At 48.8% G+C, this 24,961-nt stretch carries 19 protein-coding genes; 14 read left to right on the top strand and 5 right to left on the bottom strand.

What is annotated here, in order from left to right; all coding sequences use genetic code 11:
• Window positions 1–125 precede the first annotated feature (125 nt).
• Window positions 126–1,226: a tetratricopeptide repeat protein gene (locus Q0986_RS07380; RefSeq protein WP_299407049.1), complete on the top strand. Its 1,101-nt coding sequence runs from the start codon at window positions 126–128 to the stop codon at window positions 1,224–1,226.
• 26 nt (window positions 1,227–1,252) lie between these two features.
• Here the strand turns inward: Q0986_RS07380 and Q0986_RS07385 are convergent, their stop codons facing one another.
• The 4 genes from Q0986_RS07385 to Q0986_RS07400 form a co-directional block, all read right to left on the bottom strand.
• A complete protein-coding gene (locus Q0986_RS07385) occupies window positions 1,253–2,500 on the bottom strand; it encodes a pitrilysin family protein (protein WP_299407053.1) in 1,248 nt (415 codons plus the stop codon).
• Between the two features lie 32 nt (window positions 2,501–2,532).
• Window positions 2,533–4,671 (bottom strand): glycine--tRNA ligase subunit beta, encoded by a 2,139-nt coding sequence (gene glyS, locus Q0986_RS07390; protein ID WP_299407056.1) that lies wholly within the window; start codon window positions 4,669–4,671, stop codon window positions 2,533–2,535.
• A 164-nt stretch (window positions 4,672–4,835) separates the two neighbouring features.
• A complete protein-coding gene (locus tag Q0986_RS07395; protein WP_299407060.1) occupies window positions 4,836–6,164 on the bottom strand; it encodes a D-alanyl-D-alanine carboxypeptidase in 1,329 nt (442 codons plus the stop codon).
• Window positions 6,165–6,387: 223 nt separating this feature from the next.
• Window positions 6,388–6,720: a hypothetical protein gene (locus tag Q0986_RS07400; RefSeq protein WP_299407065.1), complete on the bottom strand. Its 333-nt coding sequence runs from the start codon at window positions 6,718–6,720 to the stop codon at window positions 6,388–6,390.
• 423 nt (window positions 6,721–7,143) lie between these two features.
• On the opposite strand from Q0986_RS07400, the gene Q0986_RS07405 reads away from it, so the two are divergent.
• The 8 genes from Q0986_RS07405 to Q0986_RS07440 all read left to right on the top strand — a co-directional run bounded on the left by Q0986_RS07405 (window position 7,144) and on the right by Q0986_RS07440 (window position 16,715).
• A complete protein-coding gene (locus Q0986_RS07405; protein ID WP_299407070.1) occupies window positions 7,144–8,259 on the top strand; it encodes a transposase in 1,116 nt (371 codons plus the stop codon).
• 84 nt (window positions 8,260–8,343) lie between these two features.
• A complete protein-coding gene (locus Q0986_RS07410) occupies window positions 8,344–9,540 on the top strand; it encodes a M20 family metallopeptidase (protein WP_299407074.1) in 1,197 nt (398 codons plus the stop codon).
• Window positions 9,541–9,701: 161 nt separating this feature from the next.
• Window positions 9,702–10,007: a lasso peptide biosynthesis PqqD family chaperone gene (locus Q0986_RS07415; protein WP_366918539.1), complete on the top strand. Its 306-nt coding sequence runs from the start codon at window positions 9,702–9,704 to the stop codon at window positions 10,005–10,007.
• Entirely contained in the window at window positions 9,991–10,428 is a 438-nt protein-coding gene (locus Q0986_RS07420; protein ID WP_299407083.1) for a lasso peptide biosynthesis B2 protein, read from the top strand. The genes Q0986_RS07415 and Q0986_RS07420 overlap by 17 nt, the downstream gene beginning before the upstream one ends.
• Before the next feature lie 48 nt (window positions 10,429–10,476).
• A complete protein-coding gene (locus tag Q0986_RS07425) occupies window positions 10,477–11,058 on the top strand; it encodes a 2OG-Fe(II) oxygenase (RefSeq protein WP_299407088.1) in 582 nt (193 codons plus the stop codon).
• A gap of 100 nt (window positions 11,059–11,158) precedes the next feature.
• Window positions 11,159–13,078 carry a lasso peptide isopeptide bond-forming cyclase gene (locus Q0986_RS07430; protein ID WP_299407092.1) on the top strand — a complete coding sequence of 640 codons (1,920 nt, stop codon included), beginning with the start codon at window positions 11,159–11,161 and terminating at the stop codon, window positions 13,076–13,078.
• A gap of 796 nt (window positions 13,079–13,874) precedes the next feature.
• Complete coding sequence (locus Q0986_RS07435) at window positions 13,875–14,786, top strand: hypothetical protein (protein ID WP_299407095.1); 912 nt, start codon at window positions 13,875–13,877, stop codon at window positions 14,784–14,786.
• A 111-nt stretch (window positions 14,787–14,897) separates the two neighbouring features.
• On the top strand, window positions 14,898–16,715 hold the full coding sequence (locus Q0986_RS07440; RefSeq protein WP_299407100.1) for an ABC transporter ATP-binding protein: 1,818 nt from the start codon (window positions 14,898–14,900) through the stop codon (window positions 16,713–16,715).
• Between the two features lie 104 nt (window positions 16,716–16,819).
• Here Q0986_RS07440 and Q0986_RS07445 read toward each other — a convergent pair whose 3' ends face one another.
• A complete protein-coding gene (locus tag Q0986_RS07445) occupies window positions 16,820–17,833 on the bottom strand; it encodes a lysylphosphatidylglycerol synthase transmembrane domain-containing protein (RefSeq protein WP_299407104.1) in 1,014 nt (337 codons plus the stop codon).
• A gap of 599 nt (window positions 17,834–18,432) precedes the next feature.
• On the opposite strand from Q0986_RS07445, the gene Q0986_RS07450 reads away from it, so the two are divergent.
• From Q0986_RS07450 to Q0986_RS07470, 5 genes are all read left to right on the top strand, one after another.
• A complete protein-coding gene (locus Q0986_RS07450; RefSeq protein ID WP_299407109.1) occupies window positions 18,433–20,220 on the top strand; it encodes a fatty acyl-AMP ligase in 1,788 nt (595 codons plus the stop codon).
• A gap of 82 nt (window positions 20,221–20,302) precedes the next feature.
• The gene (locus tag Q0986_RS07455; RefSeq protein ID WP_299407112.1) at window positions 20,303–21,094 is read left to right on the top strand and encodes an aspartyl/asparaginyl beta-hydroxylase domain-containing protein; all 792 of its coding nucleotides are present in this window, start codon (window positions 20,303–20,305) and stop codon (window positions 21,092–21,094) included.
• A 62-nt stretch (window positions 21,095–21,156) separates the two neighbouring features.
• On the top strand, window positions 21,157–21,888 hold the full coding sequence (locus Q0986_RS07460; RefSeq protein ID WP_299407116.1) for an aspartyl/asparaginyl beta-hydroxylase domain-containing protein: 732 nt from the start codon (window positions 21,157–21,159) through the stop codon (window positions 21,886–21,888).
• 73 nt (window positions 21,889–21,961) lie between these two features.
• Window positions 21,962–22,744, top strand: a complete 783-nt coding sequence (locus Q0986_RS07465; protein WP_299407120.1) for an aspartyl/asparaginyl beta-hydroxylase domain-containing protein — start codon at window positions 21,962–21,964, stop codon at window positions 22,742–22,744.
• A 13-nt stretch (window positions 22,745–22,757) separates the two neighbouring features.
• Window positions 22,758–24,638 carry a fatty acyl-AMP ligase gene (locus Q0986_RS07470; RefSeq protein WP_366918538.1) on the top strand — a complete coding sequence of 627 codons (1,881 nt, stop codon included), beginning with the start codon at window positions 22,758–22,760 and terminating at the stop codon, window positions 24,636–24,638.
• The last annotated feature ends 323 nt before the right edge of the window (window positions 24,639–24,961 follow it).

Consider the following 24,961-nt stretch of genomic DNA (forward strand, 5'->3'; position numbering starts at 1 on the left):
AGAGACTTGAGACGTATCTCTGGTGTAACTCAGGATCCAGGTTATGTTGGCAAAAATGCCATTTCTTTTAAGGCAGGGTTAACAACAGTGAAGTATATTGACGTTTTTGTAATCAGGAGAGATGAATGTTTAGTTTTCGCTTGCTAAGCACCAGTCTGTTGTTAATGTCAGGCTTAATGATTGTCGTTCCTGAACCCATCTATCGCCCCGCCCAAGCGGTCCCAGTGGCCCAAGCGAATAAAGACCGTCAATTATTTGAATTATTTAAGAAAGGTAAAGAGCTGGTTGATGCCAATAATCTGGACATGGCCTTACGGACCTATCAGCAAGCGGCTCAATTAGATGCCAAAAACCCGCGAATTTTTTCAGCGATTGGCTATATTCAAGCTCGGAGAAAAGATTTCACTCGAGCCATAGAAGCGTATCAAAAAGCGATCGCACTCGATGGTAAAAATGCCAATTTTCATTATGCCTTAGCCTACAGCTTGGGCAATTTAGGCCAAAATGAGCAGGCCGCCGCTGCCTATCAAAAAGTGATTGAGCTAGACCCTAAAAATGTCCGGGCCTATGAAGGTCTAGCGGTGATTCAAAGTCGCCGCCAAAAGTATGATGAAGCCTTCAAAAATTTCCAAAAAGTGATCGAAATTGACCCTAAAAATGGCGGAGCCTATAACTCGATTGGCCTAATTCACTTAAAAAGCAAGAAAGTTGCACCAGCCCTTGAGAGTTTAGAAAAAGCGGCGGAGTTATCCCCTAAAAATGGCGAAATTCAGATTAATCTCGCTTTGGCCTACGCTGCTCAAGGCAAACCGGAAGCGGGTGTAGCTGCCTTGGAGAAAGCCGTGAAGTTAGATCCGAAGAATCCTCGTGTACATTTACGAACCGGGGAGTTGCTGAAAAGCCAAGGATCTTATGATCGGGCATTGACGGCATACAAGCGAGCCTTACAAGAGGATAAGCAATTAGGCGCAGCCCATGAAGGGATTGGAGACTTGCTGATGCAGAAGGATGATGCCCTGGGGGCAGTGGTGGCCTTTCGACAAGCCGCTAAGCTCGATCAGCGCAACCCAGGCGTGTTGTACAAATTAGCAGAAGCCTTAATTGCCCGTAACCGACATCGCGAAGCGATTCCTGAGTTGCGAAAAGCCCGCCAACTTTATCAAAGTCAACAGCAAGAAGAGGGCGTAAAGAAGGTGGATGACCTACTCAAAAAGCTGTCAGCGTAAGCATAGGCCGCACAGATTAATCCCCTCTAAGGTCCTGGCAACAGCGTCAATACGCCATAGGCAGTGGGCGAGAGATAGGTTTGAGCGGCTTGCTGAACATCGGCTGCGGTTAACTGCTGAATTTGGTGAGGATATTGGAGGCCTGCGTCTAAATTATGGGCGATCGCATGATGATACCCATACCAATCGGCTCGACTAGAGGGCACCTCTGTGCCAAACAGATGTTGATTGAGCAGCTGTCGTTGTCGCTGTGCTAACTCCGGTTCAGGCGCGAGTTCCTCCTGCAACTGCTGGAGGTGGGTGACAATTGCAGCTTCCACCTGTTTAAGGTGTGCCGAGGGCAACTGAGCCGAGATCCAAAACAATCCTTGCCAGGCCTGAGTCAGGTTACTGACCGAAATCTGCTCAACTAGCTGTTGCTCTTCGCGCAAAGCCTTGACCAAGCGAGCATTTCGACTGCCGCCTAAGAGTCGAGCAATCAGATCTAAGGCATAGGTTTGCGAGAGCTGCTGGATCCCCGGTACTCGCCACAGCATCACGAGACGCGCTTGGGTTAGTTGTGGATCGCATGCCGTATGGCGAACAATTTCTGTGAAGGTCGGTTCTGGGGTAAACAGCGGTGGGGGCGGAGGCGGGGCGGTTGTCTGTGAGAATTCCTCCTCCACGGTGCGAATCATTTGGTCTGTTGGCAGATTGCCCACCACAACAGCCGTCAAATTCTCGGGATGAAACCACGATTGATGATGCTGGTGCATCTGTTCTCGGGCCAGCCCTTGCACCACCTCAGCCGGCCCCAGCACCGGACGCCGATAGGGTAAGTCCGTAAACCCTAAGGTCATAGCCTGTTGAAACAAGCGCCGACGTGCATTATCGTCGGCCCGGCGAATTTCTTCTAGAATCACTAAGCGCTCGCGCTCAAAGCTGTCAGCATCCAGGCAGGCATTGAGGGCTAAATCAATTTGCAGCGGTGCGATCTCAGCAAAATCCTGAGGTGCAACGGTCACATAAAAGCAGGTATAGTCTTGGCTGGTCACCGCATTAGTGACTCCACCGCGGGCTTCGACTTGGCGTTCAAACTCGCCTTCAGGCAGCCGCTCTGTGCCCTTAAACACCATATGCTCTAGAAAATGAGCCATGCCATTAATGGCATCGCCTTCCACGGCAGATCCGGCATTCACCCACAGACTAAAGTTAACCGCATCCACAGGTAGATGCTCGGCAATAATCGTTAACCCTTCAGGGGTCCGATGACAGGTCGGGTTTAGAGTCGCCATGTAGACAAAGACACTATGCACTCTCCTTTATTCTAGCTTTTGACGATGGCTCCGAAGTCCCCTAGCACAAGGGCGTGGTTCCGCAATAAACCCAGTAAATGTAAGCGATTCGCTCGTAAATCAGTATCTTCTGCCATCACTAAGACACTATCGTCGCCATCAAAGAATTGGCTGACGGTAGGTGCAATTGCCGCTAAACCTTGGACTAGCGTTTGATAGTCCCGTGATGCTTGAGCGGACTCCGTTTGAGGTAACAGCTGGAGTAAACCATCATAAAAGGCTTGCTCAGAGGACTGTTCAAACTGTTTTGGATTGACTAAACCTTTTGGATCGAGGACATCTGTGGCTAGCTCCCCTTTGGTTGCCAGGCGGGCGGCCCGGTTAACGGTTTCATAGATAGTGTCCAAGGTTCCGTCAGCGCGAATCGCTTGCAGAAACTGAGCGCGATCGCGGCCATCTAACACATCTACAAGCACTCGCTGAGTATGCTCGCCACTCTCGCCTAAAACGGCATTGACCAAGTCATAGTCAATATTTTGCTCATCTTGCAGTAAGCTACGGAGACGCTGACCAAAGAAGTCCCGGAGCTGTTGAACATCAGGCTGAAACTTGGCAAAGGTCTGTGCAAAGGCGGCGGTCGTTTCCGTCAGCAGCTGATCTAGGTTGAGATCTAGATTGGCCGCCCAAACAATATTGAGAATGGCGTTGGCCGCTCGACGCAGGGCAAAGGGGTCAGAAGATCCTGTCGGTATCATTCCCAGACCAAAAATACTGACCAGGGTATCCAGGCGATCGGCAATACCAACGATCTGCCCAACTAAAGTTTGCGGAAGCTGGTCATTGGCCCCTTTGGGTAGGTAATGCTCAACGATAGCGGTGGCAATTTCGGTGGATTCACCACTGGCGATCGCATATTTTTCCCCCATCACCCCCTGCAATTCGGGAAACTCGCCTACCATTTGGGTCACCAAATCAGCCTTGCAAAGCTGAGCGGCTCGCTCGACTTGCTGAGTCACCTTCTTATCGAGCTTGAGTTGTTTAGCCACTCGCAGGGCATTGGCCTGGATCCGATCCACCTTGGCCCGCACGGACCCCAAATCTTCCTGAAAGGTTACGGTTTCCAGTTTCGGTAAATAATCTGCAAGGGACATGGCCTGATCGGCTTTGTAGAAAAACTGACCATCGGCTAACCGCGCCCGAATCACCCGTTCATTTCCGGCTGAAATAATCTCTGACTTAGCTGGATCGCCATTGGAAATCGTAATGAAATGAGGTAGTAGCTTCGCTCCCTTAGGGGCCTCTACGGGAAAATAACGCTGATGGCTGACCATTTCTGTCGTAATCACTTCAGCAGGCAGTTCCAGAAATTCTGACTCAAAACCTCCCACCACGGCGGTGGGCCATTCCACCAAATAGGTCACTTCTGTCAGCAAAGCATCAGAAATCACGGCTTTGCCTTTAACGGACTTGGCGCAAGCATGAATTTGGTCTTTGATCAGAGCCTGGCGCTGGTCTGGATCGACTTGAATGGATGCCTTTTCTAGGGTGGCGACATAGTCTTGGGGATGCTTAATCGTCACCGGATCGGGATGGAGGACTCGATGGCCGGAGGAGGTGCGATCGCTGGATATCGTACCTGTTGAATTCTCCAATTTAATCGGTATAAGATGGTCGTCTAGCAACGAGACTAACCAACGAATCGGGCGGGAGAATTTTACCTCACCATCGCTCCAGCGCATAAACCGCTTGCCTTCTAGGCCAAAAATCCAGGTGGGGATTAGGTCGGCTAAAACTTCAACGGCGGGTTTACCGAGGGTAGTTTTCTGGACAAACACAAATTCGCCTTTGTCCGTATCGCGTAGTTCAAAATCTTTAATTTCAACGCCCTGTTTGCGGGCAAATCCTTCCGCCGCTTTGGTGGGTTCGCCCTCCTTAAAAGCGGCCTTGGCTGGGGGACCTTTGACTTCGACCGTTTGGTCAGGCTGCTGTTCGGGTAAGCCTTCAGCCAAGATGGCTAGGCGTCTCGGCGTGCCGTAAACCTTCAGAGACTTTGGGGTGAGCAGATGGTCTTCTAGGCTGGTGGGGATTTGCGATCGCCATTGTTCAATTGCTGACTCCACAAAGCTTGCGGGCAATTCTTCTGTACCCACTTCTAATAAAAACGTCGCCATCACCGACCCCGCTGGAAAATTGCCGAATAGATGCAGACCAAAGGTTTGCTTTCACAGTCTATCGTGGGACTAGAGCAAAATGAGTAATGCCCCTTGGATCTTGGATGATGAGCAGCATTGATGACCTTAGCTCACGGATATTGAGACACCGAGACCATGCTGACTTACTCTCTCGCAATCAGCTCGCCAGAGTGCTTTGACGTCTGGTTAACCCTCTCATGGGTCGGCTGGAGGTTTTGTCTCGCGGGGCTAGGTGTCAATTGAGCTGCAGATGTTGTAGGCCACGTTTTCAGTAAGACTTCTTGTTCAGCTCTAAATCGCTCAACATCCCCTTCACCATTAATGAAGGCAAACCAGATGACTCCTTGGTCTTGGGTGGGTAAGGCTCCCGCCAAAGCACTCACGCCATTGAGCGTGCCTGATTTAAGGACCGCGAGTTGAGGCAGCGGCCTCTCGTTATGCACCCCTTCATCTGTGCCTGTCACCGCAAAAATATCAGCAATGGTCATTTTTTGAGGATGAAGCAGGCGGGCGATCGCTTTAAACATGGCACAGGCCGCTCTGGGAGAGATACGATTATCGATACTCAGTCCAGAGCCGTTGACGAGCTGGATCTCTTGCGGGGGAACCCCTGTTTCCTGGGCAGCCATTTGAGCCACGACAGCAGCACCGCCCACTTGATCCGCCAGCATCTCTGCCATCGCATTGTTGCTGTACTGATTCATTTTCTTCAAGAGTTCGGCAACCGGAAGAGAGCGATGCCGAATCAGGGGCTTGACCTGATCGGGGCGTGTGGCTGCGGTTTGGATCCGGCCTGCGATCGCAACCTCCGGCTTAGGCGTCTCAGACGGCAAGGTTTGGTATTGCGTTTGGGCTTCCGCAGGCCAGCGCTTGTTATCAAGTCCTTGCTGTAACAGCGTTCCCGACGTCACGGGGTCGGACTCATAGTTCATATAAAACGGACCCACCACGATCACATTGCCGCTGACTTTGCGAATATTGTTTTGATTGAGCAGGTTACCGAGTGCGATCGCATCTTCCCAGACAAAAAATGGATCAGCTCTTCCCTCAATCACCAAATCTCCTTGCAGTTCGCCATTCTGAAGGGTACCGATGTAACCCATTTGGGTTTCAAACCGATGATTAGGTCCCAACTTTTTCAACACTGCTAAAGAGGTCGCCACTTTGGTCAAGGAGGCAGCTGGCAAGGGAATCGTGCCTTGATGATTGGCGAGTAGGGCGTCTTGAGTTTGAATCCACACCCCTTGACTTACCGTGGGTGCTTCTAATTGGGATAAGTACTGTTCGACCTGCGGATTAGCGACAGTTGTTGGATCGGCAAGCTCTAACTTCAGGGGAGGCGATGGCTCAGGCGTCTTCACTGCTGATGGTGCTGGCGGAGAAGCAGAGGGCTGCACCTCTGGCGTCGCACATCCGCTGATAGCGTAGCTAAGCGTGATCAAAACTAGAGCAATACGTGGGGGACAGATCATAAAGAGACAGAACTGACAGTCGGTAATATCCCACATCTTACTGATCTGTATTCCCTTAAGAATAAAACCTTACGACTTAGAAGTTACCCCCTCAGTCGTAAGGGGTCTGTTGGAGAAAAACGGAAGATTGATACGGAGGAAAGAGCTGATTGCGGTGGGGGGAGCAATCAGCTTATGGGGGATAGTGCAGGACTCCGTGTCAATCGGTTGCTGTTCTCATTGGCTAGTTGGCGATGTGAGCCGCACCATTCGGGCCACGAGTGACAACTTCGAGCGTGTCTATCGACTGTGCAGTCGTATCAAGATCTGAGTCTGTTGAGGAAATGTGGGCTGCACCTTGAGGCCCTTTGGTAACGAGGTTAGGAAATCCAGTCGCAGGGGTCTCTACTCGCACTTGAGCGTCTTGAGGAATCCGGTCTGCTTTAACCTGATGGGCTGCGCCATTGGGACCACGAGTGACCGTGACGGTTTCAGCAGCAGCAGGAATGGTAAATCCAAAGTTGTGGATGGCAAGGCTTGTTAAAACTGATAAGGCAAGGCGGGAAGTGCGTTTCATGTCTGTTCTCCAACTTCAATGATTTCAATGTACGCGGCGTGTCTGAAGCTGGAATGATTGGGATCTGGGTGATTCCCTGTGATTCCCTGAGAAAGCTATAAGGGTTTTATGAGAATCCTGAGTGGTGAGCAAAAGTCTCTGGCTTCCTGGCTATTCCAACCTATTCTGAGAACGTCATAGACTGCTGTAGCGGATCGAATTTGCCATGTATTCTTCAATGTAATGAACTAAACCCTGAGTGAGAAGTAGTGGCCTACTTCTCACTCAGGGTTTGCATAAAACATGAACCTGACAGGGGCCTTCCCGACCAAAGTGATACGGTAAAACGTTCGGTAGCTTGATAGCCCCGTGACTTCAGTCCGAGGTAAAAAAGCGACTCGGGCAGATAAATCTGCCGTGAAATATTCGCGATAAAATAGGAATGTGAAAACGTTCAAGTTCTATCAGCATAAGCGCAATCGCAAATTGCACCGCAAAATAGATGCAGCATCCAGCATCTACAATCACTGTATTGCCTTACACAAGCGCTACTATAGGCTCTTTGGCAGAAGCTTAAAGCCAACCCAATTGATGGCTCACATTGCTAAAAAGCGTCGCTGTAGCCAGTATTGGCAACAAGTTAATGCTCAAGCGATGCAAGATGTGATTCAGCGGATTGACAGAGGTTACCAGCTATTTTTCAAACATCATGGCAAAGGGGTTAGACCCCCAAACTTCAAGAAGCGAGTGAAGTATAAATCCTTCACCTTGAAGCAAAACGGGTACAAGCTTTTGGGGGATGGCCAGATCAAGATTGGCACCCAGATCTATCGATACTGGAATAGTCGCGAAATCCAAGGAACCGTCAAAACCATCACCGTCAAACGCAATCCATTCGGCGAAATATTTATCTTCGTCGTCACAGATTACATTGACGAACATCAACAACCCATGACAGGTAAAAGCGCAGGGTTTGATTTTGGCTTAAAGACATTCCTAACGGTTTCGGGTGGTTCTAGGATTGAGAGTCCCTTGTTCCTTAAGCAAGGGATCAATCAGATCGCGCTGGCCAATCGCCACCTTTCTCGTAAACAGAAGGGTTCTAAGAGACGTGAACAAGCTAGAAAACACTATGCTCGGGTTCACGAAGCCATCAAGAACAAGCGGACAGAATGGTTTTGGAAGCTAGCCCATCAGCTCACAGACCAGTATGACCATTTGTTCTTTGAGACGTTGAATTTGAAAGGAATGCAGCGGCTATGGGGTCGTAAGATTAACGATCTGGCCTTCGGTGAATTCCTGCAAATTCTAGAGTTTGTGGCCTTCAAAAAAGGCAAGACCGTGGGCTATGTAGACCAGTGGTATCCGTCGAGCAAGACGTGTAACCATTGCAAGCATGTGCTGGAGTCTTTGCCCTTGGACGTTAGGCGTTGGCGTTGTCCCAGTTGTCAGGCGGTTAATGATCGCGATGGCAATGCAGCAAACAACATCAAAGAGGCAGGATCTCTGTCTCTGGGAGTAGGTGATGTTAGACCGTCTCAGACGGCAATCGCTGCTTGAGTCCCAAATCCCCCGTACTTTAGTCGGGGGAGTGGATCAAAAAGAAAATAGACTTGCCCCTTCTCAGTTCTGGCGAAGAATACTATGGTTTCTGCTCCGTCTCTAACCACCCCCATCCGCTCTGATATCAAGGCCCTGGACCTCGTGTCCTGGCGACGGCATCTGCACCAATATCCAGAGCTAGGCTTCAAAGAGCATCTCACCGCTAAATTTGTAGCAGAGCGCTTGTCAGAGTGGGGCATTCCACACCAAGTTGGCATTGCCAAAACGGGCCTTGTTGCGACGATTACAGGAGAGCAACCAGGGCCTGTCTTAGCCATTCGCGCCGATATGGATGCATTGCCCATTCAGGAAGAGAATACGGTGCCCTATCGTTCGCGCCATGATGGCGTGATGCATGCCTGCGGTCACGATGGGCATACCGCCATTGCTCTAGGCACAGCGCGCTACTTATCTCAGCATTCTTCAGACTTTGCGGGGACGGTCAAACTGATCTTTCAACCCGCAGAAGAATCGCCAGGAGGGGCTAAACCGATGATTGAAGCAGGGGTCCTCAAAAACCCTGATGTGGACGCCATTATTGGCCTCCATCTATGGAATAACCTGCCGGTAGGGACGGTAGGGGTTAAAGCGGGTCCCCTGATGGCGGCAGTTGATTTATTTGAATGTCGTATTCAAGGCAAGGGGGGACATGGGGCCATGCCCCACCAGACCACTGATGCCGTGGTGATCAGCGCTCAGATCGTCAATGCCCTACAGACGATTGTGGCTCGCCATGTTAATCCTCTGGAGTCGGCTGTTGTGACGGTGGGACAGCTCCATGCCGGAACCGCATCCAATATTATTGCGGATTCCAGTTTTCTCAGCGGCACCGTTCGCTACTTTCAACCGGAGTTAGCCCAGCGGATTGAGTCGCAGATAGAAGCAATCTTAACGGGGATTTGCCAGAGCTGGGGAGCAACCTACGACCTCAACTATTGGCAGCTATATCCAGCGGTGATTAATGATGCTGCGATCGCAGAGCTAGTCCGCTCCGTTAGTACGGATGTAATTGAGACACCTACAGGCGTTGTGCCCACTTGCCAAACCATGGGGGGTGAGGATATGTCTTTCTTTCTACAAGAGGTGCCTGGCTGTTACTTCTTTTTAGGGTCCGCGAATGATACACGAGGGTTAGCCTATCCCCATCACCACCCTCAGTTTGATTTTGACGAAACAGCGTTAGGCATGGGCGTTGAACTATTTGTGCGCTGTGTAGAGGCCTTCTGTCGTCAGAAATAGATAAGGTTCCCATGATGACCTTCACACCCGTCAGCAGGTGCCGTCTGCAAAAATCTAGACTACAATCGCGGTAACACAGATAACATTCTAGTCGTTTCAAAAAATAAAATACCTGTGCTAATTTGAACAGAATTTTCACAATCAGTTTGTTGTAGAGGTTTATTACTTTGACTACCACTATTTCCGCGGACACAACTGTTGTTGCAACTTCAGAGCAAGTTTCCTCTGACTTGGCTGGAGAATCGGTGATTCTCAATCTCAAAACAGGGATGTACTTTGGCTTAAATGAAGTGGGAGCCAGTGTGTGGACTCTACTCCAACAACCTCGTTCCGTTCAAGAAATCTGTGACCAAATTTTGAATGAGTACGAAGTGGACTCAGAACAGTGTCAACAAGATGTTTTGAAGCTGTTGCAGGAGTTGATTGAATCTGAGTTAATTGAGATCAAAGATGCTGCCAGTGCTTAAGTTTTTTCGGTTACGGCGACGCGATCGCGCCCTCCTCAGCAAAACTTTTATCCTGCTAACGGCCATCCGATTTGGGTTATGGCTACTCCCCTTTCAAACCTTACGCAAACTGCTAGATAACATCAGCCACCCACGCCAACCTCAAGACGCTCCCCCTCCTCCCAGATCTGTAAATCGGATGACTTGGATGGTGAATACTGGTAGTCGATATATGCCCGGTCACGTTAAATGCCTGGCGCGAGCCTTGGCCACTGAGGTTTTACTTCGTCGTCACCATCACAACCCTCAACTTCGTATTGGAGTCACTAAAACGTCCTCTGGCCAATTAGAGGCCCATGCTTGGGTTGAATTAGAGGGCCAAGTCGTCATCGGCCAAGTCGATGATTTGGCAAGATTTACGCCAATGCCCGCCCTTCGCTGATTGAGAACCATGCCTAGTTTGGATTTGTTGATCAAGCTTGGCTTGTTCGTGCAACCTAATTTTTTGGAAGCTGAATACTGTGAGCAATTGCTGAGTACTGTTCGAACCACTCCAGGACAGCCCGCTCTGGTATTACCTACGAATGAACAGCACATTCTTTCCCCACAGGATGATCCAGAGCATCGCCAAACGGAACAATTGCAACTCCCTGAGGCAACCACCACTACCATCAACCAAAAACTGCATCAGCTACAGCCTACCCTGGTTAATCACTTCAACTTGTCGTTAAGTGGCATGCAACCGCTCTTGTTCTATCGCTATACCCAAGGTAGTTACTTTCGGGTTCATTGTGATAGCAGTACTCAACCCCACGCACCTCATTTCTTGCAAGCGCGTCAAATCTCCATCATCATCTTTCTTAATTCCCCAGCCAGCGATCCTCAGCCTGGCTACTATAGCGGGGGCTCACTCATCTTCTATGGGCTGATTGATCCGTCGCGATGGCAGAGTCACGGCTTTCCGTTTCCGGCTCAAGCTGGCATGTTAGTGGCCTTTCACTCTAATATTTGGCATGAAGTGCAAACTGTCCTATCTGGAGAGCGGTACACTCTCGTGAGTTGGTACATATAAAACCGACCCTTCCCTAGAACCATCTATTGCTGCTACCACTGACAAGATCTGTCACGTTGGTCGTGCATCAGCAGTTGTCTTAATCAACCGTCTTGATACCATGAGCGCAATCCTAGGTATTTATCACCGCACAACCCCCATCAATCCAGAACATCTGGGTAAAATGCTGGATAGTCTGTCACACCGCGGATCGGATGGTGTGGGTACCTGGTATCAGGGCTCTATTGGCTTGGGTCGACGACTCCTATGGACCACACCAGAATCTTTGCATGAGCGGTGTCCTTTAGTCAGTGCAGGTGGCTCACTGATTTTGACCGCCGATGCCCGACTCGACAATCGCAATCAGCTAATCACAGACCTGGACCTCGTTCAGCATGCTACTCATGAATTGTCTGACGGCGATTTAATCTTGGCCGCCTATCACCAATGGGGCGAAGCATGCCCCCAGCATTTACTCGGTGATTTTGCCTTTGCCATTTGGGATGAGTCTCACCAATCGCTGTTTTGCGCCCGTGATCACTTTGGTGTCAAACCCTTTTATTACTACTGTGTGAGCGAACACTTTGCGTTCGCGACCGAGATCAAAGCCCTACTCACACTCCCCCACATTCCGAAACGTTTAAACGAAGCCAAAGTCGCTGAACATCTTGCAAATTTAGATAGTGACCCGACGATCACCTTTTACCAAGACATCCTACGACTGCCCCCAGGGCATTCATTAACCATTCATACCTCTGGCGTAACACTCCAGTCTTATTGGCAACTGGATGCCAATATTCCAGAACTGCAACTGAAGTCTACTGAAGACTATACTCACCAATTTTTAGAGCATTTTACCGCAGCGGTCCAATGCCGCTTACGCAGCGCTTTTCCCGTGGGTTCCATGTTGAGTGGCGGCTTAGATTCTTCCTCGATTACCTGTCTGGCTCGACAGATCTTGGATACCAGCGAGCGATCGCAAGAAACATTGCATACCTTCTCCGCCAGATTCGATCGCGTGTCTGCTTGTGATGAGCGCTCGTACCAAGACGCCGTTTTAACAACAGGTCGCTATACTCCGCATCTGTTGTGGGGCGATCAACTTGGACCTTTCGCCAGTTATGACAAAGCGGTATGGCACCGTGATGCAGCCATCATGGCAGGGAACTTTCGTTTGAACTGGGGCTTATATGAAATCGCCCAACAAAAGAACGTTCGGGTGATTTTAGATGGCTGGGATGGCGACAGCACGGTTTCTCATGGCAATGAATATCTTCGGGAATTAGCGCGCTCAGGTCGTTGGTTCACCCTCGCGAGAGAAACTCAAGCCTATGGCAAACGCTACAACTTACCATGGCAAAAAGTCTTACTTAAGTGGTTTTGGCGGTATGGATTGCGTTCTGCTGTCGCCTCATTGATCAAGACCCGTCCAACGAGCACGCCGGTTGCTGACTCTCCTCAACCCAATGCCATACACCCGGATCTGCCGCTGTCACCCCAATTCGTGGGTCGGACAGGACTCGACCATAAACTCCAAACCCTCCAACTTCCTCCCCCACAAACCGAACGGGAAAGCCATTACCGCTGCATGATGGCCAATATTCACTCATCCATGTTGGAGCTTTTAGATACAGCAGGCGGTGCTTTTTCGATCGACCTGCGGTTTCCTTTCTTTGATAAGCGTCTTGTAGAATTCTGTCTATCTCTTCCACCTGATCAAAAATTACATCAAGGCTGGGGAAGATTTGTCCTGCGTAATGCGATTGGAGGCATTGTTCCTAGCAATTTACAATGGCGGCTAGACAAGACCAATATGCAACCAGGCTTTGAGTTTACCTTTAAAACCTATGAACAGTCTGCGATCCAGTCTGTTTTATTTAATCATCCAGAGACGATCGATCAGTATATTGATATTCTCGCCTTAAGGGATATATACCAACGATGGATGCAAGACCAGGCTTTTACTGCAGCAGAAGTTAACACATTATGGCGAAGTGTTTCTTTGGGCATGTGGCTGCATCAAACTCGCTTGACGTTCTAATGACACCAACAGTGCTCAATCACAGAGCATACACTCCGAATTTTTGGCTTGCATAGAGAAACGCTCAGATCCTTCAGCAATTAGCTTTTAATCGGTGATCTCCTATCGGTTTTCTGAGAAAGAAAGTAGTGCCTTGTCCCCATGCAGGAACAATAATTTCCAGTATTGTTATCTTTCACAACGTTGGATGTTGCAGGATCCAAAAACGAATATTTTGTAAAATATTTCCCATTTAGATAAGAATTGGCTATCATTGTTTTTGAATGCAGTAACTATATTCTAAAGTCAACGACATGAGTAAAAAAGCATATAGCCAGCCTAAGCTAACTAATTTTGGCAATGTTGAAGCAATTACCCTTCAAGGAAGCCTAACCAATTCTGATACACCCCGAGGAACAGTCAATACTGCTTTCCCAGCTGCAGGGTAGTCTTTCGCATCAAACGATAACTAGTCTTTGTAAAGCATTAGACAAAGTTAGCTGTACAAACGCTAACCAGATGAGTTACTCTGGTTAGTCGTTTTCGCTTTAAAGGTATACTGTAACGCGTTTTCACCCAATCAGCATAATCTACAACTCCGTCAGTAGATTATAGATATCCCTAGACTCAAGTTTTGGTAGATCAGTGCATAGAACCCCCAAGGCTAGATCACCGAAAAATTTAAATATTCTCAACACAAAGGCAAACAGCTATTCCCCTATTCATAGGGCGCTCACCGCGATGTAATCTGAGTGTCAAGTAAAGCCCATGTCTGCCACGCTTCTGTGGCAGGATAACGGTTTCAGCGTATTTTTCTATGTATTTTTATCAAGCTTATGGTCTTCGTCTTCAGTCTGAACTCTGTTTTCCAGAACTGCTAGCCATGCAAGACTCATCTGCAGATGTTGTCATTCACTTGGGTCACGTCGATCGGTCTCGATTAGCATCCACTGATTCAGGAGTGATGCGTTACATTACTGCAGATGAGGTGTCTTACTACTGGAAAGACGTGGGCGCTTTCACTGCGCGCAAGGGCAACGAAATTATCCTTGACCCAGACCCTCAAGTGGAAGAAGATCTGCTGCATTTACCTATTTTGGGCATCCTACTCGCTCTTATTCTGCACCAACGTGGCTATTTAGTGTTGCATGGCAGTGCTGTTGCCCTGGATGGCCAGGCCGCCGTATTTATCGCTGGTAAAGGATGGGGAAAATCGACCCTAGCTGCCACACTCTATGGACGGGGGCATCACTTAATCACAGATGATGTTGTGGCCATCAAGCCTAATCCTCAACGAAGTCCCAGTATCTATCCTAGTTTTCCCCAGCTCAAGTTGCTGCCAGAAGCCGCTGTGTTTGCATTAGGAGATTGTCCAGACCAGCTACCCAGACTGGCTGCCGGATATGAAAAAAGAGCTCGGCGCAATATTGAGCGATTTGCAGAGGCACCTTTACCGGTTGGCGCTATCTACCAACTAACCAAAGGTCAAGAGGTTGCAGCTCAACCGTTAGGTTTACAAGCAGCACTCCAACAGCTGATTGCCCATACCTACTTTGCTCAGGGCAGCTATCAGCTCTTGCACGGCCAACCCGGCGCCATCCATTTCCAGCAATGCATGGAGATTATTCGTCATGTTCCCATCTATCGTCTAGAGCGTCCCTATCATCTAGAATTAGTGACAGAAATAGCACAACTGGTAGAAGAGCATTTTCAGTCCTCTAGAGTGTAAGACAACAGTTTGCAAGAAGATAACCATCAGCGTACAGGGTCATGGGCTGATCTTCGAGGGTGTCAGACGATTACTCTCGCAGGAAAATTACGTTATCTGTAAGCAGGTTCCATGCAACTTCTAAGCAAATTCAAGCGGAAAATTACACAAAATATCCGATTGCTACCTGCCCTGAGACTGGTGTGGGACAGTAGTCCTCGATGGACTGTAGCCCGAGTGACCTTAGTGATCGCTCAAGGTGTTCTCCCTGTCGCTACGATTTATCTCACAAAACTTTTGATTGACGCGGTATCAACCAGTTTGACTGCAGTGGATAAAACGGCTGTTTTTCAAAACTGCTTGCCCATTCTTGTCTGTTTGGGAACGATCACCCTGTTGACGACAGCATTTTCTGCATTAGCAGAATTGGTCAATCAGGCCCATGCCCAACGCGTCACTGATTATATGCAAGGGTTGATTCATGCCAAATCAATTGGGGCTGATTTAGAACATTACGAGAACCCCAAGTACCATGACCTGTTGCAGAGAGCTCAACAGGAAGCCCCCTTTCGTCCACCGCGAATTCTGGATCGCTTAGCTCAGGTAGGGAAAAATGGAATTTCCTTAGTCGCAATGTTGGGATTACTCATTTCGTTGCACTGGAGTATTTTAGGCGTCCTTTTAGTTGTGGCGATTCCACCCGTTATTGTTAAAGTGCGCTATTCACAAGTGATGTATCGCTGGCAACGTCGGCGAACGCAGATGCAGCGACAAGGGATGTATTTAGGGTGGATGCTAACAACCGACGAGTGTGCCAAGGAAATTCGACTCTTTAATTTGGGACACTTATTTAGCCAACGTTATCAGAACATACGGCAGCAGCTTTATACAGAAACCGTGAAGATTCTGAAGCAACGATCTTTTCTGTATTTTGGGACTGAGGCTAGTGCAGGGCTGGTGATCTTAGCTATTTTCTCCTTTATTGTTTACCGAACCATTCAAGGTCATTTACAAATAGGGGATTTGGTACTTTACTCGCAAGCGTTACAGAGAGGGCAGACTAACCTTAGGGATTTGATGAAAAGTGGATCGGGCTTGTATGAAGATAATCTCTTCTTAGTCAATTTATATGAGTTTCTGAATCTCCAACCAAAGGTGGTGGATCCGGTCTGCCCGCGCCCCTTTCCTCTACCCTTTCAGTCGGGAATCGTATTTAAAAATGTTAGTTTTCAGTATGGTGCAACAACTCGTCAGGCGCTCAAGAATATTAATCTAAAAATTCGGCCGGGTGAAGTGGTGGCGTTAGTCGGTGAGAATGGATCAGGTAAAACCACTTTAATTAAGCTGCTGTGCCGTTTATACGATCCAAATTGTGGTGCGATCACGATAGATGGAGTGGATATACGGGAGTTTGCTATTGCGGATTTACGGCGTCAAATCAGCGTCATTTTTCAAGACTATGCCCAATATTATTTCACCGCCAAAGAAAATATTTGGTTAGGCAATGTAGAGTTATCTATTGAAGACGAGCGAGTGATTCGGGCTGCTCGTTTATCAGGGGCCGATCAAGTCATTCAAACCTTACCTAAAACCTATAATACGGTCCTGGGGAAGTTATTTGATGAGGGTGAAGAGCTGAGCATCGGACAGTGGCAGAAGATTGCGCTGGCGCGGGCATTTTTGAGGGATTCTCAAGTGATTGTCTTAGACGAACCCACGAGTGCGATGGATCCTAAAGCTGAATATGAAGTATTCCAGCAGTTCCGCACCCTGATTCAGGATCAGTCAGCTATTTTAATTAGCCATCGTTTATCAACCGTCAAAATGGCTGACTATATCTATGTCATGTCTCAAGGCCGCATTATTGAGGAAGGGAGTCATGAATCCTTACTCAGCTTAGACGGTGTCTATACGACGATGTTTGAAACTCAGGCCCAGAATTATCGATAACCTCGTACGGGCAACAAACTTTATGGGTGACCCCAAAAAAGTGCGCTCAGGGTTGTAAAGCTTGTTGCCAAGGTTTATCTCACCGCTTTATGGAGGGCAGTCGATTACTTGGAGGTCACTTTAGGCCGTTCTTGGGGAATCGGAATAGGTAATGCGGAGTCCAGCTTGGGAGAGACGTTCGGCCCCAACTTTTGGCCCAACATCCATACGGGCAAACCGAATAATTGATAGGCATGAAACATCGTCGCTATCACCACGCTTGGTGCTAACGGCACCCCCATACCGTTCAGGGAAAAGGCCAGTGCCGCTTCATAGGTACCTAGGTTCGCCATGGTGGTTGGCACCGTTAGCCCCAAATTCAGAATAAACAGGCAAATTAAAAGTTGGGGTAAAGACAGGACATGACCTTGTGCCATACATAGCATCTGTAGTAGCAGACATTCTGTAAACCAGTCTCCCAAATCCATCACCGCTGCATTGCGAATTTGGATCGGATTGCGAATAACAGCTAATCCAGCCTTAAACTTACGGAACCATTGACGCAGTTTAGGAAATCGTTGGCGTAAGCGTTGCAGCAGTGCCCACAGCGCGACCCCCAAGAACGGAACACCGATCAGCAAGATAATGCCCTTCTCCCACCAATCTACTTGGGGTAATCCCACAGAGACTTGCAGTGCAGACAGAACCGCTAACGTGACAAGGATGCCAACATCAAGCACTTTATCCACCAGAATGACAGCGGTGGCTTCAGCTGCGTCAATTTTACGTCCCTTGGTATCTTTCTCCTTACGCAATAGAGCAATTTTGACGGCATGTCCTGCTTGGCTGAGAACGAAATTACCAATAAACTGGCCCGATATGTAGGTATTGGCTGCTTGTGCCCAGCTCACGCCAGCTGCCCGAGGACAGAGGACCCAAAGGCGAGTCACCTGAAAGGCCATTTGCACCAAGGTGACCCCTAGCATTAGCAGCAGGGATTCCAGGCTAAATCGCTGAAAGGCGTCTAGTAGATCGCGGCCTTGGAGATTGATTTTTTGAAACAGAAAAACAAGTCCTAGCCCCATACAAAACAGCACTAAGAGGCGAACAAAGGTTTTCTTTTTCCCAAACTTCTTCATGGACTTATGGCGTACCGAGGTGTGGTATTAGAAGTTGACTGGAGGAAGAACATCTCTAAAAACTGCAGGGTTAATCTCTTCTGGCACTGATGGGTCTCAGACCCTCAGCAGCGGTCCTGTTGGCGGTACTTAACAATTCAATCTATTGCACAAAGATCGGCTGTGAGCAGCCTTATTTGTCATGCATGTAGTAGTTATTATCCCTTAGAGCGGGTATTTGTCTTGGCAACTGGGTCTGAGAAACACACGGTCAAAGGGGTAAAAACAAAGCATTTTCCGCAGAATGCTCAGTTACAAATCCGCAATCAGTAGGGATGAACTATCGCTAGTATGGACAGTGAAAATGGCATTTCCGAATCGGATATGCAACAAAATGGACCGTCACAGTAGATCGGTCAATCCATCTTTTGGTAGGAACTAGAGGGTTTATGCAGCGTCCAATTAGGGATAAGAGGCTGCCGATGTTTATCGGAATACTTGAAGTCTAAAGCATCCCTCAACTACAGTAATGTGATGCAGATCCGCCTTGATTAGTGATGCAAGTACTAGCGGTTTTATATGCTCAAATTTAGGTTTTTGCTGTTGCGGATTTCGACCCTATGACCCATCCTTCAACTTTAGTGGACTTACTGCGAGAGCGATCTCAGCAACAGTCTGATTCAAATGCCTATACTTTTTTGGCCGACGGTAAAAACGAATCCGGGACCCTCACCTACGCCACTTTGGATTTGCAAGCTCGGGCGATCGCAGCCGCAATACAGGCCTTAACCGCTCGCGGCACCAACGTTCTGGTCGTTTATCCCTACGATGCCGGACTCGAATTTGTGTCTGCCTTTTTTGGCTGTCTTTATGCCGGGGTGGTAGCCGTCACTGATAATCCGCCCCGGAAACCCGAAGCCATTGCCAAACTCCAAATCCGGGCCAAAGCCTCAGAAGCAACGGTGCTGGTTTCCACAGCCGGATTTCTAGAGCATCTGAAAAACCAGCTCAAAAAGAATCCCGATTTAGCTCCGTATTTAAATCAGTTGACCTGGTTAGCCACGGATACCGTGCCCACGGATCAAGCCTCTGCCTGGACTCAACTGGAGTTAGAGACCGATACTTTAGCCTTTCTCCAGTACACCTCGGGTTCCACCGGAGATCCCAAAGGGGTGATGGTCACCCACGGCAATATGCTCCATAACTCCAAGATGATTTATGAGAGCTTTGGCCATTCCGACCACAGTCAGGGGGTGATTTGGCTGCCTCTATTTCACGATATGGGTCTAGTGGGAGGCGTCCTTCAGCCCCTCTATGGGGGCTTCCCCGTTACCCTAATGTCGCCAATTGCCCTGATCCAAAAACCGATTTTGTGGCTGGAGGCCGTGTCTAAATATGGGGCGACCACCAGCGGCGGCCCCAACTTTGCCTACGATTTACTCTGTCAGAAGGTGAAGCCGCAGCAGCGAGATCAGCTAGATCTGAGCAAATGGGAAGTGGCTTTTTCTGGGGCAGAACCGATTAAAGCCGATACCCTGGATAAATTTGTGGACTTCTTTGGTCCCTGTGGCTTCCGCCGGGAAGCTTTTTATCCCTGCTATGGCATGGCTGAAACCACCCTCTTTATTTCTGGGGGCCTGAAGTCAGAGCCACCCATCATTCGTTATCTCGATAGTATGGCCTTGGCTGAAAATAAAGTGGTTCCTGTAGAACCAGCGTCTGATAAATCCCAGGCGATTATTGGCTGTGGCCGCATGTGGTTGGGGGATAAGGTTGCGATCGCAAATCCCGATACCCTGACAAAATGTGCAGAAAACCAAGTCGGTGAAATTTGGGTTGCCGGGGATGGCGTGGGCAAAGGGTACTGGAACAAACCCGACGTCACTGCTGAGACCTTTCAGGCCCACTTAGCCGATACGGGAGAAGGACCCTTCCTGCGGACCGGAGATCTAGGCTTTGTCCAGAATGGCGAAGTCTATATTACGGGTCGGATTAAAGACCTAATGATTATCTGGGGCCGAAACCAATATCCCCAGCTAATTGAGCAGACCGTGGAGCAGTGCCATCCTGCCCTCCGGCCCAATCATGGTGCGGCGTTTTCCATTCCCCTGAAGAGAGAAGAGCATCTGGTGATTGTCCATGAAGTGGAACGAAACTTTTTCCGTCGTCTCCCCGTCGAAGAAGTTATCGGCGCGATTCGCTTAGCGATTGGTGAAGAGCATATGGTCGAAGTCTATGCCGTCGTACTGCTCAAACCTGGTGCTATCCCCAAAACCTCCAGTGGCAAGATCCAGCGTCGAGCCTGTCGAGCCAAATTTCTAGAGAATAGCTTTCAGCCTGTTGCTGAGTGGCAGCAATCAGCAACAGGTAACATCTCTGATTTGATGAACTCTATGACTGCCCATTAACCATCGTCTAACCTTTTCCTATCTGATGTCGTGATCTTTGGTGAGTGCCAAGGACAGATTGTCTACCCAAATATCCAGTGATATGAATGCTTTCAGTCAACGCTATGGACATTGGCAGACCACAAGTCGTCAACTGTTTTTACAGCGAGCCGAGCAGCTCCTGCGGCGGTTCGAAGGTCTAATTGAGTCCCACTCCCTCGTGGGTAATACTCCGTTTATCGAGGCTCAACAGTTCCCTTGGGTTAAGCGGCTAGAAAATAACTGGTCCACCATTGCCCAAGAAATGGAGGATATTCTCCAATATCAAGATGAACTGCCTAATTTCCAAGATTTATCGCCAGATCAGTATCGTCTGACCCAAGACGATCGGTGGAAAACCTTTTTCTTCTATGCCTTTGGGGTGAAAGCGGCCCAAAACTGCGATCTCTGCCCTCAAACCAGCCAGCTGATTGAATCCATTCCAGGGATGAAAACAGCCTTCTTTTCTATCTTGCTGCCTCACAAGCATATTCCCGAGCATTGCGGGGTCTTTAAGGGAGTGATCCGGTACCATCTGGCCCTGAAAGTGCCCCAACCCGAAACCCAATGCCGCCTACGGGTGGCGGACCAAATTCGCCATTGGCAGCAGGGACAAGGTTTAGTCTTTGATGATCGATTTCCCCATGAAGTCTGGAACGATAGCAACGAGGTGCGGGTCGTCCTGATTATTGATGTGGTCCGTCCCCTGCAATTCCCCGTTTCGTTCCTTAATCAGACCCTGATTCGTTTAATTTCTTGGTCACCCTTTGTTCAGGATGCTAAAAAGCTGCAAACCCAGTGGGAACAGCGTTTAGGCGCGATTATAAAATCCCATTCATTCAATTCTGATGTCTAATCTCAGGCATTCATATTAAGGGTTCATTCATTATAGTCAACACATGATTGGAAGACAGTCCCGTGAAAGAATTTCTCGAAACTTTAATGCGTCAGCATATTGGGGGGTTGGTTTCGCGTTCGTCCCTCGTGGGCCACAAAACCTTCTTTGCCCCCCATATTTTTAGCTGGGTCCCTCTCTTAGAAAAGAACTGGCGAACCATTCGCCAAGAACTAGAACAGGTTCTCCAATATCAAGAGGCATTACCTAATTTTGAAGAATTGGTGGAGTACGATGCCGACCTCACCAAAGATACCCAGTGGAAAATGTTCGCCTTCTATGCCTATGGGATTAAGGCCGAAAAAAATTGCGATCGCTGCCCAGAAACCACCCGGCTGATCGAACAAATCCCCGGCTTAAAAACCGCCTTTTTCTCGATCTTGCTGCCTCACCAGCGCATCCCCCCCCACCGAGGTCCCTATAATGGCGTTCTCCGCTATCATCTCGGCCTGATGGTCCCAGAGGCCATAGACCAATGCGGTATTCGCGTTGGCAAGGATATTCGCCATTGGCAAGAAGGCCAAAGCCTCGTCTTCGATGATTCCTTCGAACATACGGCCTGGAACGATACGGATAATGTGCGCGTCGTCCTGTTCTTGGATGTAGTCAGACCTGTCAAATTCCCCATCTCTCTGTTGAACCAAGCCGTAATTCAGCTCTTCTCTTGGTCTCCTTATATTCAAGGTGCAGCCGCCAATCAAAAGAAATGGGACCAGCGATTGGATGCCGTATTGGCAGCCAAGGGGTCCCAATAGCATCGTGACAGATCATGGTGTACATTGGCTGGAGTGTTAATGCGCCCGATTGTTGATTTCTAAGTCCTAATTTATGAGTGCATTGAGCCAGTTTTACACCGATTTCAAAACCAAGAACCGTGAGGTTGCCCTCAAAGCCGGTGAAAATCTGTTGCGCCAATTAGAGCGCATCATTCAATCTGCGTCCCTGGTGGGAAACTCGACGTTCTTTGATCCTGCTCAGTTTGAATGGGTCAAAACCTTCGAGGATAATTGGCAGGTAATTCGCAAGGAATTAGATGAAATTCTCAAATATCGGGATGACCTCCCTAATTTCCAAGATATTTCCCCCGATCAGTACAACATCACCAATGATCAGCGCTGGAAAACTTTTTTCTTCTATGCATACGGGGTGACGGCAGAGCAAAACTGTCGTCTTTGCCCGGAAACAGCAAAATTGTTGTCCAGTATTCCCGGGGTTAAGACGGCTTTTTTCTCAATTTTGCTGCCAAAAAAGCAAATCCCACCCCATCGCGGCCCCTTTAATGGCGTTCTACGCTACCATTTGGGACTGATCATTCCCGAGGCTGCTTCAGACTGCGGGATTCGGGTGGGAGAAGACGTCCGCCATTGGCAAGAAGGCAAAAGCCTTGTGTTCGATGACTCCTTTGAGCATGAAGCCTGGAATAATACCGATGAAGTTCGGGTGGTCCTTTTTGTCGATATTGTTCGTCCCCTCAAATTCCCTGCTTCTCTACTGAATCAATTCATTATCCAGTTGATTGCCTGGTCTCCTTATATCAAAGATGCAGAGACCAATCAAAAGAAATGGGACCAGCGCTTACAAGGGCTGTTCAAATCGAAAACGAATTCATAATCCTCTAGTCAGGATGGAGTATAACGTGGCTGAAACAACCAATTGGGATGCCAAGGTCGAAGGAACCTGTCCGCCAAAGGTGGACAGTTTGGTGGGTTTACTTCGCTATCGAGCGGCGCACCAGCCTGACCATCAAGGCTTTACCTTTTTAGTCGACGGTGAAGACGAAACCCTCCATCTCACCTATGCGGAGCTGGATGCCAAGGCCCGTGCGATCGCAGCTGCGTTACAGTCTGCCTGCCAACCGGGTGATCGCGCCCTATTGGTCTATCAGCCCGGATTAGAATATGTCGCTGCCTTCTTTGGCTGCCTCTATGCAGGCGTCACGGCGGTCCCCATTTATCCCCCCCGCCCCAATCGTTCTCTGATGCGCTTGCAAAGTGTGATCGCAGACTCCCAAGCCATTTTTGCCCTGACCACCTCCCAAATCCTGTCAAAACTGGAACGACAGCTGATTGATGCGGCAGAACTCAACACGCTCAAGTGGTTAGCGACGGACAGCCTCAGCGTCACTAAACCGCGCCAAGCCTGGCAAGAGCTGCATCCCCAGGGACAAGACTTAGCCTTTCTCCAATACACCTCTGGCTCGACGGCAACTCCCAAAGGAGTGATGATCACCCATCACAACCTCTTGCAGAATCTGGCACTGATTCATCAGTGCTATGAGCATCGTTCGGATAGTCAAGGGGTCATCTGGCTGCCACCCTACCACGACATGGGCTTGATCGGCGGAATTTTGCAGCCTTTATACGGGGGATTCCCTGTGGCGCTGATGTCTCCCTTTATGTTTTTGCAGAGTCCGATTCGCTGGCTGCAAGCCATCTCTCGCTATCGAGCCACCACCAGTGGGGGACCCAATTTTGCCTATGATTTATGTTTGCGCAAGATCAAGCCAGAACAGATTGAAACCCTAGATCTCAGTTCCTGGCGGGTGGCCTTTAATGGTGCGGAACCCATCAGTGCTCAAACCCTCGAAGACTTTTCCACCAAATTTGCGCCCTGTGGATTTCGTCCGGAAGCCTTTTTTCCCTGCTATGGTCTAGCAGAGGCCACCCTGATCGTTTCAGGGGGACAGAGAAAGGCCCCACCTACTTTAAAAACCGTACAAGGTTCCGCTCTGGAACAACATCAAGTGGTCTCTGCATTGTCTAGTGACTCCGATGCCCGCACGTTAGTGGGCTGTGGGACAGCGCTAAAGGGGCAGGACATCATCATTGCTAATCCTGAAACACTTTGTCAATGCTCAGCCGAAGAAGTCGGCGAAATTTGGGTTTCTGGGGACAGCATTGCCCAAGGCTATTGGCGACAGTCGGATATGTCTGCCGAAACCTTTCAGGCTTACTTGGCCGATACGGGCGCTGGACCGTTTTTGCGAACAGGAGACTACGGTTTCCTAGCTGAGGGAGAGCTGTACGTAACGGGCCGTCTAAAGGATGTCATTATCATCAATGGTCGAAATCATTATCCTCAAGATATTGAATGGACTGTGATTCAAAGCTATCCTGGCATTCGACCCAATTGTGCGGCAGCGTTCTCGATTACGGTAGAGAGTGAAGAGCAATTGGTGGTCGTGGCGGAACTAGAGCGAAACTACATTAACCGCTATCAAAAGAACGGTAAAAAGCCCACAGCCCATCCTCCCCAAATGAAAGAGTTCGTACCAGCGACAACGCTCACGACTGACTCAGAACCCGATCGTGTAGAAAAGGAGATTCTGACGCAAATTCGCCGGGCTGTTGCCAAGGATCATGATCTACAAATTCATACACTGCTGCTGCTCAAGCCTGGTACCATTCCCAAAACCTCTAGTGGTAAGATTCAGCGGTTTACCTGTAAAGCTAAATTTTTGGACGGTGTTTTGGAAAGTGTGGCGCAGAGCGCTCCCCGTCGTTAAACGAAAAAGTCGAATCTTGGAACTTTTCACGGTAGCAATCCAGTCAAGAACTACACCCTGATTTGATGGAATCACGGTTTTATTTAGCATGAACTCGCCCTCAAATGAGCAACTTTGATCACCCTTTGTGAACATCGTCCGAGCTATAACTCCATCAAGGCAGTCAGGTCTCTTGTAAGTCATCGAGGTTCGTAGAAATTCAATGAGAGGTTAAACCCTTTCTCAGAATGGGCCAATTGATTAATCTCTACATGCCACCTTGTTGCTGCTAAATAAATCTTTTATGATGAACCGAAGTTTTAACTTAAATTCACAATTCGGTT

This window comes from Acaryochloris sp. IP29b_bin.148 (genome assembly GCF_028285565.1).
Taxonomy (GTDB): domain Bacteria; phylum Cyanobacteriota; class Cyanobacteriia; order Thermosynechococcales; family Thermosynechococcaceae; genus Acaryochloris.

Excerpts from the sequence above, each read along its gene's own strand:
- Q0986_RS07380 (WP_299407049.1), top strand. The coding sequence starts at position 126 with ATGTTTAGTTTTCGCTTGCTAAGCACCAGTCTGTTGTTAATGTCAGGC.
- Q0986_RS07385 (WP_299407053.1), bottom strand. The coding sequence starts at position 2,500 with ATGGCGACTCTAAACCCGACCTGTCATCGGACCCCTGAAGGGTTAACG.
- glyS (WP_299407056.1), bottom strand. The coding sequence starts at position 4,671 with ATGGCGACGTTTTTATTAGAAGTGGGTACAGAAGAATTGCCCGCAAGC.
- Q0986_RS07395 (WP_299407060.1), bottom strand. The coding sequence starts at position 6,164 with ATGATCTGTCCCCCACGTATTGCTCTAGTTTTGATCACGCTTAGCTAC.
- Q0986_RS07400 (WP_299407065.1), bottom strand. The coding sequence starts at position 6,720 with ATGAAACGCACTTCCCGCCTTGCCTTATCAGTTTTAACAAGCCTTGCC.
- Q0986_RS07410 (WP_299407074.1), top strand. The coding sequence starts at position 8,344 with ATGGTTTCTGCTCCGTCTCTAACCACCCCCATCCGCTCTGATATCAAG.
- Q0986_RS07420 (WP_299407083.1), top strand. The coding sequence starts at position 9,991 with ATGCTGCCAGTGCTTAAGTTTTTTCGGTTACGGCGACGCGATCGCGCC.
- Q0986_RS07430 (WP_299407092.1), top strand. The coding sequence starts at position 11,159 with ATGAGCGCAATCCTAGGTATTTATCACCGCACAACCCCCATCAATCCA.
- Q0986_RS07435 (WP_299407095.1), top strand. The coding sequence starts at position 13,875 with ATGTATTTTTATCAAGCTTATGGTCTTCGTCTTCAGTCTGAACTCTGT.
- Q0986_RS07440 (WP_299407100.1), top strand. The coding sequence starts at position 14,898 with ATGCAACTTCTAAGCAAATTCAAGCGGAAAATTACACAAAATATCCGA.
- Q0986_RS07445 (WP_299407104.1), bottom strand. The coding sequence starts at position 17,833 with ATGAAGAAGTTTGGGAAAAAGAAAACCTTTGTTCGCCTCTTAGTGCTG.
- Q0986_RS07450 (WP_299407109.1), top strand. The coding sequence starts at position 18,433 with ATGACCCATCCTTCAACTTTAGTGGACTTACTGCGAGAGCGATCTCAG.
- Q0986_RS07455 (WP_299407112.1), top strand. The coding sequence starts at position 20,303 with ATGAATGCTTTCAGTCAACGCTATGGACATTGGCAGACCACAAGTCGT.
- Q0986_RS07465 (WP_299407120.1), top strand. The coding sequence starts at position 21,962 with ATGAGTGCATTGAGCCAGTTTTACACCGATTTCAAAACCAAGAACCGT.
- Q0986_RS07470 (WP_366918538.1), top strand. The coding sequence starts at position 22,758 with ATGGAGTATAACGTGGCTGAAACAACCAATTGGGATGCCAAGGTCGAA.